Genomic DNA, 14,848 nt, shown 5'->3' with positions numbered 1-14,848 from the left:
CCGAAAAGGGGAACGATGACGAAGATGAAGCGCCTGATGGTGACGGTCGCCGCGACCGCGGGCCTGCTCGGCCTGGTCGCCGTGCCGCAGGCCGGTGCCGCGCCCGCCGACGGCAAGGGCACCGCGGTCACGTCGCTCGGCCAGCTCAAGCTGCGCCCGGCGAAGGTGGCCGGCGTCCAGCAGAAGAAGTCGACGAACACGATGGCCGCCGCGGCCGTCGACCCGGGCCCGTACATCATCGAGTCCGTGGCCTTCGGCCGCTGCTGGGACGCCGACCTGAACACCATCAACGCCAACGGCACCAAGGTGCAGCTCTGGGACTGCAACGACACCGCCGCCAACCAGGCGTGGTGGCTGACCCAGAACCCGGAGGGCTACTACCGGTTCCAGAACTACCAGAGCGGCCGGTACCTGGACGCCGACGCGAACTCGATCGGCAAGAACGGCACCAAGATCCAGCTCTGGGACTTCCAGGCCGGTGGCAAGAACCAGTGGTGGACGCTCGCCGAGATCCCCGAGGGCTACCTGCGCCAGCAGACCCCGGCCAGCCCGCGCTACCTGACCGCCGAGGGTTCGGTGGGCGGCAACGGCACGCGGCTGCAGCTGTGGGACTTCATCGCGGGCGGCAAGTCCCAGTGGTGGTTCTGATCCGCTAGGCAAGGGAACGCGGGCCCCGTTCGGGGCCCGCGTTTTCGCTTCCGCGTAGTACCTTTGCAGATTGGGAAGGTGCTGCGGAGGGATGGGCTTGGACCGGCACGAACGGCTCAGCGCACTGCTGGACATGGTGGGGCAGCGGGAAAAGATCGACGTCGAGGCCTCCGCGGAAGAGCTCGACGTCTCCGCCGCGACGATCCGGCGCGATCTGGACCACCTGGCCGGCCGCCAGCTGCTGACCCGCACGCGGGGCGGCGCGGTGGCCAGCAACGTCGCCTACGACCTGCCGCTGCGGCACAAAGCCGCGCGCAACGCCCCCGAAAAGCAGCGCATCAGCGCCGCCGCCGCCCGGCTGGCCGAACGCGGCATGGTGATCGGGCTCAACGGCGGCACGACGAGCACCCAGGTCGCCCGCGCGATCGCGCTGCGCCCGGAACCGCCGGGCCGGGACGGCTCGCCGGCGCTGACGGTGGTGACCAACGCGCTCAACATCGCCCACGAGCTGGCGGTGCGCCCGCACATCAAGATCGTGGTGACCGGCGGCGTCGCCCGGCAGCACTCCTTCGAGCTGACCGGGCCACTGGCGAGCCTGTTCCTCGACCAGATCACCCTCGACCTGGTGTTCCTCGGCGTGGACGCGTTCGACGCCGAGCGCGGCGCGTACGCCCACCACGAAGGCGAGGCGAGCATCAACCGGCTGATGGCTTCGCGCGCGCGGCACGTGGTGGTGATCGCGGACAGCGGCAAACTGGGCGGCCACGCGTTCGCCCGCATCTGCGACACGGCGGCGGTCGACCGGCTGATCACGGACTCGGGCGCGGACCCCGGCCACATCGCGGCGTTCGAAGCGGCCGGGGTCGACGTCCTCCTGGCGTGAAGTCCGTGAATGCCACATTCACGGACACTTGGTCCCTCGATGTGGCATTCACGGACTTGGCGCGGCTCAGGCGTCCAGGAGGTCGAACGCGAGCAGGCCGGCGCCGAGGCGGCCGGCTTCGTCGCCCAGCTTCGCGATCCGCAGCTCCGGCATCTTCTGGAACGTCAGGTGCGCCGCCAGCCACTCGCGCACCGGCTCCAGCACGTAGTCGGCCGCGGTGAACAGGCCGCCGCCCAGGACGATCACCTCCGGGCCGAGCAGCGTCAGCAGCGTCCGGATGCCGTGGCCGAGGCCGTCGAGGGCGTCCTGGACCACGGCGACCGCGACCTCGTCGCCGCCGCGGGCCAGCTCCACCACTTCGCGGGCACCGTCGGCCGGGCGGCCGGTGCGCTCGGTGTAGCGGCGCGCGATCGACGCCGCCGACGAGATCGCCTCCAGGCAGCCGGTCGCGCCGCAACCGCACTTGCCGGGGTGGCCGACGTCGATGTGGCCGACCTCGCCCGCCTGCCCGTGCGCGCGGTGGATCCGGCCGTCGAGCAGCAGCGCGGCCGCGATCCCGGTGCCGACCGGGATGAACGCCGCGTTCGTCGCGCCCTGCCCCGCGCCGACCCGGAACTCGGCGATGCCGCCCGCGGTGACGTCGTGCCCGAACGCCACCGGCAGCCCGAGCCGTCCTTCCAGGAGCTCGCCGAAGTGCACCTCGCGCCAGTCGAGGTTCGCGGAGAAGTGGCAGATCCGGGTCTCCTCGTCGACGATCCCGGGCACCACGACGCCGACGGCGGCGGGCCGCCCGGTGCCCGCCTGCTCCGCCAGCGCGGCCACGATGTCGACGACCTGCGCCGCCAGCGCCGTCCCGTCCGCACTGCGCGCCGTCTCCGCCCGCAGGGCCGCCTGCGGCCGCAGCTGCTCGTCGAGCAACGCCGCCTTGATCGTCGTCCCGCCCACATCGAGGGCCGCCACCATTCGAGTCACCGCGGCATTGTCACATTGACTCGCCCCGAACGGCGGACCTACGCTCAACCGGCCAGACGAGGAGATTCCGGAACGCGGTGCAAGTCCGCGCGGTCGCGCCACTGTGACCCCCGCCAGGGGGAAGCCAGACCCGGACCCTCGTGACCGACCCCGATGAGGCCGCGAAAGCCCGAGGAGGCCACGCCCATGTCCCACCCGGCAGTTCCCGCCGTTCCGCTCCCGATCCGCATCCCGATCCGTGAGATCGTGCCCTGGGCGGTGTTCGTGGTGCTCCTGGCGCTGATCGCGCTGTACTTCGTCAGCGCCGAGCAGGGCGCGACCGCGGTGTTCGCGAACATGTACGTCCACGAGTTCGTGCACGACGGCCGGCACCTGCTGGCCTTCCCCTGCCACTGATCGGCGGGCACGTACTCCCATGATGAAGACCCTGCTGGTCCGCGGCATGCTCGCGGGCCTGATCGCCGGTGTGCTCGCGTTCGGGTTCGCCTACGCCTTCGGTGAGCCGTCGGTGAACACCGCCATCGGCCTCGAAGAGTCCGGCGGCCATTCCCACTCGCACGGCGCGGGCGCCGAGCCCGCCCCCGCCGAAGAGCACGAAGAGGAGCTCGTCCCCCGGGACATCCAGAGCACCCTCGGGCTGCTGACCGGCGTCCTCGTCTACGGCGTTGCGATCGGCGGCCTGCTCTCGCTCGCCTTCGCGTTCGCCCAAGGCCGGCTCGGCAACCTCCGGCCGAGGGTGACGGCGCTGCTGCTCACCGCGGGCGCGTTCGCCGTGGTGTTCCTGGTGCCGTTCCTGAAGTACCCGGCCAACCCGCCCGCGGTGGGCCAGCCGGGCACGATCGGCTCGCGCACCGAGCTGTACTTCGGGTTCGTCGCGGTGTCCCTGCTCGCGGGCATCTTCGCCACGGTGTTCGGCCGCAAGCTGGCCGACCGCTTCGGCGCCTGGAACGGCTTCCTCCTCGCCGCGGCGGGCTACCTCGTCGTGATCGGCGTGGTGGCCTGGCTGATGCCGGTGGTCGACGAGGTCCCGGCGGACTTCCCGGCGTCGACGCTGTGGAGCTTCCGCACGGCGTCGGTCGGCACGCAGGTGACGCTGTGGCTGGCGCTGGGCCTGGCTTTCGGCGCCTTCGCGGAGAAGGCGCTGAACAAGAAGACCGCCGTCGCCGCCTGACTAGGGAGCGCCGGGCGGGACGAACGGGAGTCCCGCCGGCGCGCCCTGTTCCAGCAACGCGAGCAGCATCGCGGTGTCCAGGTGCTCGTCGACGGCGTCGGCCAGCTTGTCGAGCATTTCCTCGCGCAGTTCCCCGAAACCGGGCGCGCCGGGCGCGGCTGTCCACTCGACACCCGCCTGGGCCGCCGCTTCGGTGAGCCACGCGCGCCGGAAGCTGTCGTTCTCGAAGGCGCCGTGCCACATCGTGCCCCAGACCGAACCCGCGCGCAGGCCGTCCAAAAAGGACTCATCGGACGCGGCCGCGGTGACCGTGCCGTGGTGGATTTCGTAAGCGCGCACCGGGTTTCCGCGCCACTCGCCCGCCGGGCGGGCCAGGACCTTCTCCGCGGCGAACGCCACCCGCGTCGGCAGCAGCCCGAGGCCGGGAACCGAACCGGCGCCGGATTCGACGTCGTCCACAATGGACTCGGCGAGCATCTGGTACCCGCCGCAGATGCCGAGCACCGGCCGCCCGGCCGCGGCGCGGGCCGCCACCGCCGTGCCGAGGCCGCGGTCGCGCAGCCAGGCGAGGTCGTCGACGGTGGCGCGCGAACCGGGCAGCACGACGACGTCCGCGGCCATCACCACGTCCGGATCGGCGGTCAGCGTGACGGTCACCCCGGGCTCGGCGGCGAGCGCGTCGACGTCGGTGGCGTTGGACGCGCGCGGGAACCGGACGACGGCCACGCGCAGGCCGCCACCGTGGGCCTCCCGGCGCCAGCCCGCGGCCGCCAGCGCGTCCTCCGAGTCGATCCACACGCGGTCGAGCCAGGGCAGCACGCCCAGCACGGGCCGTCCGGTGACCTTCTCGAGGCTGTCCAGGCCCGGGCGCAGCAGGCCGACGTCGCCGCGGAACTTGTTGACCACCCAGCCCGCGACGAGCACCTGGTCCTCGGCCGAGAGCAGCGCGAGGGTGCCGAACATCGCGGCCAGCACGCCGCCGCGGTCGATGTCGCCGACGACCAGGACCGGCAGGCCGAACCGCCGCGCGAGCCCCATGTTGACGTAGTCGCCGCCGCGGAGGTTGATCTCCGCCGGGCTGCCGGCGCCCTCGCAGACGACGACGTCGTAGCGGGCGCTGAGGTCCTCGTACGCACCGAAGGCGATCTCCGCGAGCCCGGCCCGGCCGGTGGCGTACTCGCCCGCTTCGAGGGTGCCGAACGGCTTCCCGAGCGCGACGACGTGACTGCGCCGGTCGCTCCCGGGCTTGAGCAGCACGGGGTTCATGGCCGCCTCGGGCTCGACCCCGGCGGCGCGCGCCTGCACCCACTGGGCCCGGCCGATCTCGGCGCCGTCGCCGCAGACCATCGAGTTGTTCGACATGTTCTGCGCCTTGAAGGGAGCCACGCGGACCCCGCGGCGCGCGAGCCACCGGCAGATCCCCGCGGTGACCAGGCTCTTCCCGGCGTCCGACGTCGTCCCGGCGACGAGCAGGCCGCTCACCGGGCCACCCCCGCGGCGACGACCAGTACGGCCAGCCCGACCCACCGCGACAAGCGCACCGCCCGCCGCAGGTCGACCGGCTCCGGATCGCGGCCCTCCCCCAGCCGGGGGCGGGTCTCGACCTCGCCGCCGTAGCTGTTCGTCCCGCCGAGGCGGATGTCCAGCGCGCCCGCGAAGGCCGCCTCGACCTGGCCCGCGTTCGGGCTGGGGTGCTGCCCGCCGTCGCGGCGCCAGACCCGCCAGGACTCCCGCGCCCGGCCGCCCGCACACACCACCGTGAGCGCCGCGCCGAGCCGGGAGGGAACCAGGTTGACCAGGTCGTCGGCCCGCGCCGCGGCCCAGCCGAAGTTCCGGTGGCGCGCGGACCGGTAGCCGACCATGGCGTCGAGCGTGTTGAGCGCCCGGTACCCGAGCAGCCCCGGCAGCCCCGCGACCGCACCCCAGAACAGCGGCGCGACCACGGCGTCCGAGGTGTTCTCGGCGATCGACTCGGTGGCCGCGCGGGTCAGCTCGGCGGCGTCGAGCGTCGTCGCGTCGCGCGCGCAGAGGTGCGAGAGCCGCTTACGCGCTTCGGGCACTTCGCCCGCTTCGAGCAGTCTGGCCATTTCGGCGCCTTCGGCCGCGAGACCGCGTCCGCCGAGCACCACCCAGGTGGCCGCCGCTGTCAGCACGAAGCGCGCGAAGGGGCTTCGCCGTGAAGCCGTCTGAAGCGCGACGCCCAGTCCTACGGCGGCGAAGGTGCACAACCCCGCGTACACCGCTCCGCGCGGCTTCGAGTCCGCCCACAGACGGTGTTCCAGCCGGGCGGCGGCACTCCCGAACAGGGCGACGGGGTGCCCCTGCCGGGGGTCACCGAACAGAGCGTCGGCACCGTATCCGGTGACGAGTCCGGCAGCGGTTGTCCCTAGACGGAGTGGCACGTGGCGCACGGTAGCGCGTGCACCACAATGCCGGGTATGACCAAGCTGACCCACCGGCTCGCCGGGTACCTCGAGACCCTGGCGCGCGCACTACGCCGGTACGGCCGCGACGAAGGCAAGGTGCTGGTCCTCGGTGGCGTCCGCTCGGGGAAGTCGCGGCACGCCGAGCGGCTCGTGGCCCACTACCCGCACCTCGTCTACGTCGCGCCCGGCCTGCCCGCCGGCGACGACGACCCCGAATGGGCCGCGCGGGTGGCCGCGCACCAGGCGCGGCGGCCGGCGCACTGGAAGACCGTGGAGACCACCGACCTCGCCGGGACCCTGCGCACGGCCACCGAGCCGCTGCTCATCGACTGCCTCGGCACCTGGCTCTCCCGCGTGCTCGACGACGTCGGCGCGTGGCGGCAGAAGCCCGGCTGGGAGCACCGGCTGGACGACCGGCTCGAAGACTTCCTCGCCGCGTGGGCCGCGGCGCGGGTGCCGGTGGTCGCGGTCAGCAACGAGGTCGGCAGCGGTGTGGTGCCCGCAACGTCGTCGGGACGGCTGTTCCGTGATGTGCTGGGCGCACTCAACAACCGGGTGTCCGCCGACGCCGACCGGGTCGTGCTGGTCGTCGCGGGCCGGGCGCTCGACCTTTAGCTGGAGGCGCCCGTGTTCGACGTACCCGTGCCCGACCCCGCCGCCCGCGCCGCCGCCCTGGAGCGGCTCGACGGCCTGGTCAAACCGCTCGGCGCGCTCGGCAAGCTGGAAGAGCTGGCGGCGTGGCTGTCCGCGGCGCACGGCAGCGTGCCGCCGCGCCCGCTCGACGACGTCCGCGTGGTGGTCTTCGCGGGCGACCACGGCGTCTCGGCGCTCTCGGCGTACCCGCGCGAGGTCACCGCGGCGATGGTCCGGGTGTTCCTGGCCGGCAAGAGCGGCGTGAACGTGCTGGCCGCGCAGGTCGGCGCGCAGGTGCGGGTGGCCGACCTCGGCGTCGACTGGGACGGCGCCGACGTTCCGGCCTCGGTCACGGCGCACAAGATCCGCCGCGGTTCGGGCTCGATCGACGTCGAGGACGCCCTGGCCCCGGGCGAAGCACGGGCGGCGTTCGAGGCCGGCCGCGCGATCGCCGGCGAAGAGGGCGACGCGGACCTGCTGATCCCGGGCGACATGGGGATCGGCAACACGGCGGTGTGCGCGGCGGTGGTCGCGGCCTCGCTGGGCCTGCCGGCGGCGGAGGTGGTCGGCACGGGCACGGGCGTCGACGCGGCGGGCCTGTCGCGGAAGACTTCGGCGGTGGCGGCGGCGTTGTCGCGGGTCTCGGGCCGCGTCGAGGACCCGTTCGACCGCCTGACGGCGCTGGGCAGCGCGTGCCTGGCGGCGACGTCGGGCTTCCTGGTCGAAGCGGCGGTAAGGGGAATCCCGGTCCTGCTGGACGGCGTGTTCTCCGGCGCGGCGGCCCTGGTCGCGCGGGACATCGCGCCGGGCGCGGAGCGGTGGTGGCTGGCCGGCCACCGGTCGACGGAGCCCTCGCAGGCGTTCGCGCTGAAGGCGCTGGGCCTGGAGCCGATCCTGGACTTCGGCCTGCGGCTGGGCGAGGGCAGCGGCGCGGTGCAGGCGGTCCCGGCCCTGCGGGCGGCCCGCGCGATCCTGGCGGACATGGGCCTGCTGGCGGACCTGGCGTGAGCACCGCCTCGCCGGACGTCGTGAACGACCCTTTCACGCCGTCCGGCGCCGGGGCTCCGGCAAAGTCGCGCGGCCAAGCCACTCCGCCGCCGGTAACCCGCTCGCCCCACGTCTTGAATGACTCATTCAGGTCTTCGGACGTCCTGAATGACTCATTCAAGACACTGGCGCACCGCTGCGGACCGCACCGACCCGACGCTGCCGGGACCCTGCCGTCCGGCGCGGTGAACGACCCGTTCATGGCGTCGGCTGCGGGGCGCTCGTGAGCCGCTGGGGTGACGCCGCGCGGATGGCCGTCGGGACCCTCACCACCGTCCCGGTCCCGGCGCCCCACGTCATCGACCGCCGCACGGCCGGGGGCGCCATGCTCCTCGCGCCCCTCGCCGCGCTCCCCCTCGCGCTCGCCGCCGGGCTGATCGTCGCCGCCGGACAAGCGCTCCACCTCCCGAACGTCGCCACCGCCGCCCTCGCCATCGGTGCCGTCGCGCTCGGCAGCCGCGGCCTGCACCTCGACGGCCTCGCCGACACCGCCGACGGGCTCGGCGCCTCCTACGACCGCGCGAAGGCCCTCGACGTCATGCGCCGCGGCGACTCTGGCCCGACCGGCGTCGCGACCCTCGTCCTGGTCCTCCTGGTCCAAGTCGGCGCGCTCACCGATCCCTACCAAGCGGTCGCCGCCGTCGTCATCGGCCGCGGCACGCTCTCGATGTCCTGCGCGCGCGGTGTCCCGTCCGCCCGGCCGGAAGGGCTCGGCGCCACCGTCGCGGGCTCGGTCCCCCGCACCGCAGCTGTCGCCGTCGGCCTGGCCGCCGCCGCACTCGCCACCCTGCTCCCCGGACTCCCGTGGTGGCGCGGCCCGCTCGCGGTCGTTCTCGCCTACGCCGTCACCGCCGTCCTCCTCAAACGCTGTACGAAGCGGCTTGGCGGCGTCACTGGGGACGTTCTCGGCGCCGGGGTCGAAGCCGCCGTCGCCACCGCGCTGCTCGCGCTCGCCTGAAAACTGTCGTACCCCACCCCTAAAGTCGGCCGCGTGAACCGCACCGACCGTCTGTACGCCCTCGTCGAGGAGCTTCGCGCCGTCGCGCCCCGGCCACGGAGCGCGCGCTGGCTCGCGGGCAAGTTCGAGGTCAGCGCGCGCACCGTGGAGCGGGACATCGGCGCGCTCCAGCAGTCCGGCGTGCCGATCTACGCCGAACCCGGCCGCACCGGCGGGTACTGCCTCGACCGGTCGCACACGCTGCCGCCGGTCAACCTGACGCCGGGAGAAGCCGTCGCGATGGCGCTCGCCCTGCGCCGGCTGGAGGGCACGCCGTTCCGCGCCGAGGCCGGGTCGGCGTTGCGCAAGCTCGTCGCCGCCATGCGAACGGACGACGCCGCCGCGGCGCAGGACCTCGCCGCCCGCGTCCACCTGCTCGGGGACGCGGCCAGCCCGCCACCGCTGCCGCCGCACGTGCTCGGCACCCGCCGCGTCCTGCGGATCGGGTACGCCGACCGGGAAGGAGCCGTCACACGACGGGAAATCGAGCCGCTCGGCTACGTCGGCAAGCCCGACCACTGGTACCTGGTCGCCTGGTGCCGGCTGCGCGAGGAGGTCCGCGTCTTCCGCACCGACCGCATCACGTCGCTCACCGCGACCGCCGAGGTGCCCCCGCTCCGCCCGTTGCGGCGCGAGGACCTCGACATCCCTTACGGCGTCGTCGAACAGCTCACTTTGGCGGGGTGAACACGGAAAAATGATTGCCCGCGGGATCGAGCAGGTGCGCGAAGGTGACGCCGACGGGGTTGACGACCGGCGGCCGCTTCACCTTGCCCCCGGCGGCTTCCACGCGCTCGCACGCGGCGGCGACGTCCTCGACGAGCACGGTGAAGATCGCGTAGTCCTCGGTTCCGGTGGCCAGGCCGCCGCGCGAGCCGCCGGTGTCGATGACCCGGTAGGCCGGATCGGGACTCGCCGACTCGTCCTGCACGGCCTTCCACCCGAAGACGTCGCCGTAGAACCGTTCGGCGGCCGCCGGGTCGGTGGCGCCGATCTCGAACCAGGCGACGTCGTTGAATCGGGGCATGGGGTTCCTTTCGCTGCCACGCCGGGCGTTTCCCGGCTCCGCCCACTGTGGGCGGTGGTGGCGACAGCCCCCTGTCGGTGTTTAGCGGACTTCTTCCAACGCCTTCAGGAACGCGTCCGTCGTCGCGCGGTCGCGCACGGCGAGCCGCAGGTGGTCCGGGCCGAGGCCGGGGAAGGTGTCGCCGCGCCGGACCGCGTAGCCGCCGTCGCGCAGCCGGTCCCGCACCGCGGCCCCGTCCGGGATCCGCACGAGCACGAACGGGCCGCGCGGCTCGCCCAGCACCGGCACGCCCGCCGCGGCCAGGCCGGACACCAGATACTCGCGGTCGTCCTCCGCGGCTACCGCCAGCTTCTCGGCTTCTTCCAACGAGGAGGGGCGGCAGCACGCCACCGTCGCGACGGCGGCCAAGGTGGACACCGACCACGGCACCTGGACCGCCCGCAGCCGCTCGACGACCTCGGGTTCGGCGAGCACGTACCCCGCTCGCAGCCCGGCCAGGCCCCACGTCTTCGTCAGGCTGCGCAGCACGATGACGCCGGGATGCCCGGCGGCCAGGCTTTCCCCTTCGCCGGGAACGGCGTCCAGGAACGCCTCGTCCACCACGAGCAGCCGCCCGGGCCGCGTCAGCGCCAGCAGCGCGGAAGCGGGGTGCAGCACCGAAGTCGGGTTGGTCGGGTTGCCGACGAGCACCAGGTCCGCGTCGGCCGGGACCAGCGCCGGGTCGAGGACGAAACCGTCCGCTTCGGACAGGACGACCCGCTCGACATCGTGCCCGGCGGCCCGCAGCGCGGCCTCGGGCTCGGTGAACTGCGGGTGCACGACGACGGCTCGGCGCGGCTTCAGCGCCGACGCCAGCAGCGTGAACGCCTCCGCCGCCCCCGCGGTGACCAGGACTTCGTCGACCGCACGACCGTGCCGCGCGGCCACCGCCGCCGTGGCTTCGAGCGAGGAGGGATAAGCCGCGAGGGAGTCCAAAGCGGACACCAGCTCGTCGCGCAGCCACGCGGGCGGCCGCGGGAGGCGGACGTTCACCGCGAGGTCCACCAGCCCCGGCCCGACTTCGCGGTCGCCGTGGTGGTGGAGGTCGTAGTCAGGCATGGGCCCGGACCCGCGCGGCGAACCGGTGGGCCAGCTCGGGGTAGCCGGCCCAGTGGACGTGCAGGTAGGACGCGTGCAGCGTCGGCGAAGCGAAGCCGTCCAGCTGCCGGTCCCAGCCCCAGGCCGCCGTAGCGCCGTGCGAAGGCGTCACCTCGGTGCGGTGGAACTCGTGCCCGGTGACGCGCTGCCCGGCCGCGGCCAGGAGGTTGTCCTCCACGGCCACCGCGCGCCGGTAGCCGAGCTTGCCGCGGGCGGTCATCTTCGCGTCCGCGGGCACCGCACCGACCATCGGGAGGCCGTCCAGGGACTGGCACAGGTAAAGGAGCCCGGCGCATTCGGCGCTGACCGGCATCCCGCGCTCGATCGCCGTAGCGACCTGCGCGCGCAACGCCGTGTTCGCCGACAGCTCGGCTGCGTGCACCTCGGGGAAGCCGCCGCCGAAGTACAGCCCGGCGCACCCCTCGGGCAGTGCTTCGTCGCGCAGCGGGTCGACGTCCACGACGTCGACCCCGCACGCGGCGAGCAGCTCGACGTTCTCGGTGTAGCGGAAGGTGAACGCCGCGCCGCCGGCGGCCGCGACCGTCACGCACGGACCGTCCACACCGGACGGTTCCCACGGCGGCGCGGAAAGCCGCGGCGCGCCGGAGGCGATCCGGACGATTGCTTCGAGGTCGACGCCTTCGGTGACCCACGCGGCGAGCGCGGGCAGCACGTGCTGGGCTTCCGCGGCCCGTTCCGCCGCCGGGACGAGCCCGAGGTGCCGGCTCGGCGCGTGGATCTCCTCGTTGCGGTACAGCGCGCCCAGGAGCGGGACGCCGGTCGCTTCCAGCGCGGAAGCGATCTCGTCGAGGTGCCGCTGCGAGCCGAGCTTGTTGAGGATGACGCCGGCGAGCCGCACGCGGTTGTCGTAGTGGGCGAAGCCGAGCACGGTCGCGGCGACGCTGCGCGAGGCGGCCGAAGCGTCGACGACGAGCACGACCGGCGCGTCGAGCAGCCGGGCGACGTGCGCGGTCGAGGCGTACCCCTCGGTGCCGAGCGCCCCGTCGAACAGGCCCATCACGCCCTCGATCACGGCGAGGTCGGCACCGGCGGAACCGTGGCGCAGCAACGGGATCAGCCGGTCCTCACCCTGCAGGAAGGGGTCGAGGTTGCGCGCGGGCCGGCCGGTGGCGAGCGCGTGGTAGCTCGGGTCGATGAAGTCCGGCCCGACCTTGTGCCCGGACACCCGGTGCCCGGCCGCGCGCAGCGCCGCCATCAGCCCGGCGGCGATGGTGGTCTTGCCGTGCCCGGAGCCGGGCGCGGCGATCACCACGCGCGCTACCACTCGATCCCCCGCTGGCCCTTCTGGCCGGCGTCCATCGGGTGCTTGACCTTGGTCATCTCGGCCACCAGGTCGGCGGCTTCGACGAGCTCCGGCGGCGCGTACCGGCCGGTGATGACGACGTGCTGGTGCCCCGGCCGCGAGACCAGGGTGGACACGACGTCGTCGACCTCCAGCCAGCCCCACTTGAGCAGGTAGGAGAACTCGTCGAGGACGTAGAAGTCGTGCGCTTCGGCGGCGAGGCGGCGCTTGATCTCCGCCCAGCCCTCACGCGCGTTCGACGCGTGGTCGTCTTCGGTGCCGGACTTGCGCGCCCAGCTCCAGCCCTCGCCCATCTTGTGCCACTCGACCGGCCCGCCTTCGCCGGTGTCGTCGTGCAGCTTGCCCAGCGCGCGGAACGCCGCTTCCTCGCCGACGCGCCACTTCGCCGACTTGACGAACTGGAACACGCCGATCGACCAGCCCTGGTTCCACGCCCGCAGCGCCATCCCGAACGCGGCGGTCGACTTGCCCTTCATCTCGCCGGTGTGCACGGCGAGCAGCGGCCGGTTGCGGCGCTGGCGGGTGGTCAGCCCGTCGTTCGGGACGGTTTCCGGTTTGCCCTGCGGCATCAGGCGGCCCTTCCGGTCCGGGCGCGGACGGCGCTCGCCAGCGATTCGGCGGCGACGTCGGCGAGGGGAACGTGTTCGGCGCCGAGGTGCGCGGCCAGATCGGCGGCCAGGCCGAGGTGCATCTTGCCGCTCTCGCAGTCCATCACGACCGCCGTGACCCCGGCCAGGAGCCCGGCCGCGGCCTGGGCGCGCGCGACGGCGTCCGGGCCGCTGGTGGCGCGGCCGTCGGTGACGACGACGAGCAGCGGGCGGCGCCGCGGATCGCGGATCTCCTCGACGCGCAGCACCCGCGCGGCCTCCAGGAGCCCTTCGGCGAGCGGCGTCCGGCCGCCGGTGGGCAGGCCTTCGAGGCGGGCCGCGGCGGCGTCGACGCTGATCGTCGGCGGCAGCGCGAGCTCGGCTTCGGCGCCCCGGAAGGTCACCAGCCCGACCTTGTCGCGGCGCTGGTAGGCGTCGAGCAGCAGCGACAGCACCGCGGTCTTGACCTCGCGCATGCGGGCCTTGGCGCCCATCGAGCCGGACGCGTCGACGCAGAACAGCACGAGGTTGCCTTCGCGGCCTTCCCTGAGCGCGTACCGCAGGTCTTCGGGACGCAGCTTCAGCGCGGCGCCGTCGCGGCCGCGGGCTTTCTGGTGCGGTGCCGCGGCTTTGACGGTCGCGACCAGGTGCGGCCGCCCGTCGCGGACGCTTGGGGGCTGGACGCCGATGGTGCGCCCGCTGTCGGTGATCGCGCGCGACCGCCGTCCGCGCTCGCCTTCGCCCATGCCCTTGACGCGGAAAACCTTGGCCTTGAACGTTTCCCCGGCACCGACGGTCTTCTGCTGTCCACCGTTCTGCTGCTGCTGGGGCTGCTGGCCCTGCGGCGCGTCGCCCGATGGAACCTCCTGCGGGGCCTCGTCCGGCGTCGAACCCGAGCCGGGGCCGTCGTCTTCGGGGCCGGGCTCGGGCGGCTGCGCGTCCTGAAGTGCCTGCTCCAGCTGCTCTTCCGAGATCCCGGGCGCGTCGAACGGGTTGCGGCGGCGCCGGTGCGGCAGCGCGAGCCGCGCGGCGACGCGGACGTCTTCGGTGGTCACCTCGTCGCGCCCGGCCCAGGCCGCGTGCGCGACCGCGGTGCGGGCGGTCACGATGTCCGCGCGCATGCCGTCCACCTCGAAGGACGCGCAGACTTCGGCGATCTGGCGCAGGGCGTCGTCCGGGAGCTTCACGGCGGGCAAAAGCTTCTGCGCCGACTCGATTTCCTCGGCGAGCCGGGCGTCTTCGTCGGCGTACTGCGCGGCGAAACCGTCGGGATCGGCTTCGTAGGCGAGGCGCCGCCGGACGACCTCGACGCGCTGCTCGGGATCGCGGCTGGAGGCGACCTCGACGGTCAGCCCGAACCGGTCCAGCAGCTGCGGCCGCAGCTCGCCCTCCTCCGGGTTCATGGTGCCGATCAGCACGAACCGCGCCGCGTGCGAGACGGAGACGCCCTCGCGTTCGACGGTCGCTCGGCCCATCGCGGCGGCGTCGAGCAGGGTGTCGACGAGGTGGTCGTGCAGCAGGTTGACCTCGTCGACGTAGAGCAGCCCGCGGTGCGCGGCGGCCAGCAGGCCGGGCTGGAAGTCCGTGACGCCTTCGGCCAGCGCGCGTTCGAGGTGCAGCGAACCGATCACGCGGTCTTCGGCCGCGCCGACCGGCAGCTCGACCAGCTTCGCGGGCCGGCGGTGGCCCGCGGCGCCTTCGTGCGGGCCGTCCGGGCAGAGCGGGTCGGGGGCGGCGGGATCGCAGGAGAAGCGGCAGCCGTCGACGACGTCGACGCCCGGCAGCAGGCCCGCGAGCGCGCGGACCATGGTCGACTTCGCGGTGCCCTTTTCGCCGCGCACCAGCACCCCGCCGACGGCGGGCGAGATCGAGGACAGGACCAGGGCGAGACGCAGGTCCGGCAACCCGACTACGGCGGTGAACGGGTAGGGCTTCAACAGCACTCCTCCAGGTCGGCGACCGGCCGATCATCGCACAGCGGCCGCCTCGCTTAGGG

At 73.7% G+C, this 14,848-nt stretch carries 16 protein-coding genes; 8 read left to right on the top strand and 8 right to left on the bottom strand.

The window, feature by feature from the left end; genetic code table 11:
• Positions 1 to 15 precede the first annotated feature (15 nt).
• The gene (locus H4696_RS45015; protein ID WP_086864383.1) at positions 16 to 648 is read left to right on the top strand and encodes an RICIN domain-containing protein; all 633 of its coding nucleotides are present in this window, start codon (positions 16 to 18) and stop codon (positions 646 to 648) included.
• Between the two features lie 97 nt (positions 649 to 745).
• The gene (locus tag H4696_RS45010; RefSeq protein WP_086864389.1) at positions 746 to 1,531 is read left to right on the top strand and encodes a DeoR/GlpR family DNA-binding transcription regulator; all 786 of its coding nucleotides are present in this window, start codon (positions 746 to 748) and stop codon (positions 1,529 to 1,531) included.
• 66 nt (positions 1,532 to 1,597) lie between these two features.
• Here the strand turns inward: H4696_RS45010 and H4696_RS45005 are convergent, their stop codons facing one another.
• Complete coding sequence (locus H4696_RS45005) at positions 1,598 to 2,494, bottom strand: ROK family protein (protein WP_086864382.1); 897 nt, start codon at positions 2,492 to 2,494, stop codon at positions 1,598 to 1,600.
• A 195-nt stretch (positions 2,495 to 2,689) separates the two neighbouring features.
• Here H4696_RS45005 and H4696_RS45000 point away from each other — a divergent pair, with 195 nt between their 5' ends.
• Together H4696_RS45000 and H4696_RS44995 are read left to right on the top strand one after the other, a co-directional pair.
• Positions 2,690 to 2,899 (top strand): CbtB domain-containing protein, encoded by a 210-nt coding sequence (locus tag H4696_RS45000; RefSeq protein WP_086864381.1) that lies wholly within the window; start codon positions 2,690 to 2,692, stop codon positions 2,897 to 2,899.
• Positions 2,900 to 2,918: 19 nt separating this feature from the next.
• On the top strand, positions 2,919 to 3,674 hold the full coding sequence (locus H4696_RS44995) for a CbtA family protein (protein ID WP_086864380.1): 756 nt from the start codon (positions 2,919 to 2,921) through the stop codon (positions 3,672 to 3,674).
• On the opposite strand, the gene H4696_RS44990 is transcribed toward H4696_RS44995, so the two are convergent.
• Together H4696_RS44990 and H4696_RS44985 are read right to left on the bottom strand one after the other, a co-directional pair.
• On the bottom strand, positions 3,675 to 5,156 hold the full coding sequence (locus H4696_RS44990; RefSeq protein WP_086864379.1) for a cobyric acid synthase: 1,482 nt from the start codon (positions 5,154 to 5,156) through the stop codon (positions 3,675 to 3,677).
• On the bottom strand, positions 5,153 to 6,076 hold the full coding sequence (locus tag H4696_RS44985) for a cobalamin biosynthesis protein (RefSeq protein WP_086864388.1): 924 nt from the start codon (positions 6,074 to 6,076) through the stop codon (positions 5,153 to 5,155). Before H4696_RS44985 ends, H4696_RS44990 begins: the two co-directional genes overlap by 4 nt.
• Before the next feature lie 36 nt (positions 6,077 to 6,112).
• Here H4696_RS44985 and H4696_RS44980 point away from each other — a divergent pair, with 36 nt between their 5' ends.
• The 4 genes from H4696_RS44980 to H4696_RS44965 all read left to right on the top strand — a co-directional run bounded on the left by H4696_RS44980 (position 6,113) and on the right by H4696_RS44965 (position 9,464).
• Positions 6,113 to 6,715: a bifunctional adenosylcobinamide kinase/adenosylcobinamide-phosphate guanylyltransferase gene (locus H4696_RS44980; RefSeq protein ID WP_086864378.1), complete on the top strand. Its 603-nt coding sequence runs from the start codon at positions 6,113 to 6,115 to the stop codon at positions 6,713 to 6,715.
• Positions 6,716 to 6,727: 12 nt separating this feature from the next.
• Complete coding sequence (cobT, locus tag H4696_RS44975; protein WP_086864377.1) at positions 6,728 to 7,741, top strand: nicotinate-nucleotide--dimethylbenzimidazole phosphoribosyltransferase; 1,014 nt, start codon at positions 6,728 to 6,730, stop codon at positions 7,739 to 7,741.
• A 289-nt stretch (positions 7,742 to 8,030) separates the two neighbouring features.
• Positions 8,031 to 8,738: an adenosylcobinamide-GDP ribazoletransferase gene (locus H4696_RS44970; RefSeq protein ID WP_086862663.1), complete on the top strand. Its 708-nt coding sequence runs from the start codon at positions 8,031 to 8,033 to the stop codon at positions 8,736 to 8,738.
• A gap of 33 nt (positions 8,739 to 8,771) precedes the next feature.
• On the top strand, positions 8,772 to 9,464 hold the full coding sequence (locus tag H4696_RS44965) for a helix-turn-helix transcriptional regulator (protein WP_169735077.1): 693 nt from the start codon (positions 8,772 to 8,774) through the stop codon (positions 9,462 to 9,464).
• Here the strand turns inward: H4696_RS44965 and H4696_RS44960 are convergent.
• The 5 genes from H4696_RS44960 to H4696_RS44940 form a co-directional block, all read right to left on the bottom strand.
• Positions 9,448 to 9,804 (bottom strand): VOC family protein, encoded by a 357-nt coding sequence (locus H4696_RS44960; protein ID WP_086862662.1) that lies wholly within the window; start codon positions 9,802 to 9,804, stop codon positions 9,448 to 9,450. The two genes, H4696_RS44965 and H4696_RS44960, sit on opposite strands and share 17 nt — an antisense overlap.
• Positions 9,805 to 9,885: 81 nt before the next feature.
• Positions 9,886 to 10,902 carry an Rv2231c family histidinol phosphate aminotransferase CobC gene (gene cobC, locus H4696_RS44955; RefSeq protein ID WP_192782889.1) on the bottom strand — a complete coding sequence of 339 codons (1,017 nt, stop codon included), beginning with the start codon at positions 10,900 to 10,902 and terminating at the stop codon, positions 9,886 to 9,888.
• Positions 10,895 to 12,226: a cobyrinic acid a,c-diamide synthase CobB gene (locus tag H4696_RS44950; RefSeq protein WP_086857821.1), complete on the bottom strand. Its 1,332-nt coding sequence runs from the start codon at positions 12,224 to 12,226 to the stop codon at positions 10,895 to 10,897. The genes cobC and H4696_RS44950 overlap by 8 nt, the downstream gene beginning before the upstream one ends.
• Positions 12,220 to 12,834: a cob(I)yrinic acid a,c-diamide adenosyltransferase gene (cobO, locus tag H4696_RS44945; RefSeq protein ID WP_086857820.1), complete on the bottom strand. Its 615-nt coding sequence runs from the start codon at positions 12,832 to 12,834 to the stop codon at positions 12,220 to 12,222. Before cobO ends, H4696_RS44950 begins: the two co-directional genes overlap by 7 nt.
• A complete protein-coding gene (locus tag H4696_RS44940; RefSeq protein WP_086857826.1) occupies positions 12,834 to 14,789 on the bottom strand; it encodes a putative cobaltochelatase in 1,956 nt (651 codons plus the stop codon). The genes cobO and H4696_RS44940 overlap by 1 nt, the downstream gene beginning before the upstream one ends.
• Positions 14,790 to 14,848 lie beyond the last annotated feature (59 nt).

The sequence above is a fragment of the Amycolatopsis lexingtonensis genome, assembly GCF_014873755.1.
GTDB classification, from domain to species: Bacteria; Actinomycetota; Actinomycetes; order Mycobacteriales; family Pseudonocardiaceae; genus Amycolatopsis; species Amycolatopsis lexingtonensis.
Note: the sequence above shows the minus strand (reverse complement) of the source record. Positions and strands in the feature narration are given on the sequence as shown.

What these genes read in the sequence shown, in the direction of transcription:
- cobO (WP_086857820.1), bottom strand. Translation starts at nt 12,834, where the DNA reads ATGCCGCAGGGCAAACCGGAAACCGTCCCGAACGACGGGCTGACCACC.
- H4696_RS44960 (WP_086862662.1), bottom strand. Translation starts at nt 9,804, where the DNA reads ATGCCCCGATTCAACGACGTCGCCTGGTTCGAGATCGGCGCCACCGAC.
- H4696_RS44970 (WP_086862663.1), top strand. Translation starts at nt 8,031, where the DNA reads ATGGCCGTCGGGACCCTCACCACCGTCCCGGTCCCGGCGCCCCACGTC.
- cobC (WP_192782889.1), bottom strand. Translation starts at nt 10,902, where the DNA reads ATGCCTGACTACGACCTCCACCACCACGGCGACCGCGAAGTCGGGCCG.
- H4696_RS44980 (WP_086864378.1), top strand. Translation starts at nt 6,113, where the DNA reads ATGACCAAGCTGACCCACCGGCTCGCCGGGTACCTCGAGACCCTGGCG.
- H4696_RS44995 (WP_086864380.1), top strand. Translation starts at nt 2,919, where the DNA reads ATGATGAAGACCCTGCTGGTCCGCGGCATGCTCGCGGGCCTGATCGCC.
- H4696_RS45005 (WP_086864382.1), bottom strand. Translation starts at nt 2,494, where the DNA reads ATGGTGGCGGCCCTCGATGTGGGCGGGACGACGATCAAGGCGGCGTTG.
- H4696_RS45000 (WP_086864381.1), top strand. Translation starts at nt 2,690, where the DNA reads ATGTCCCACCCGGCAGTTCCCGCCGTTCCGCTCCCGATCCGCATCCCG.
- H4696_RS45015 (WP_086864383.1), top strand. Translation starts at nt 16, where the DNA reads ATGACGAAGATGAAGCGCCTGATGGTGACGGTCGCCGCGACCGCGGGC.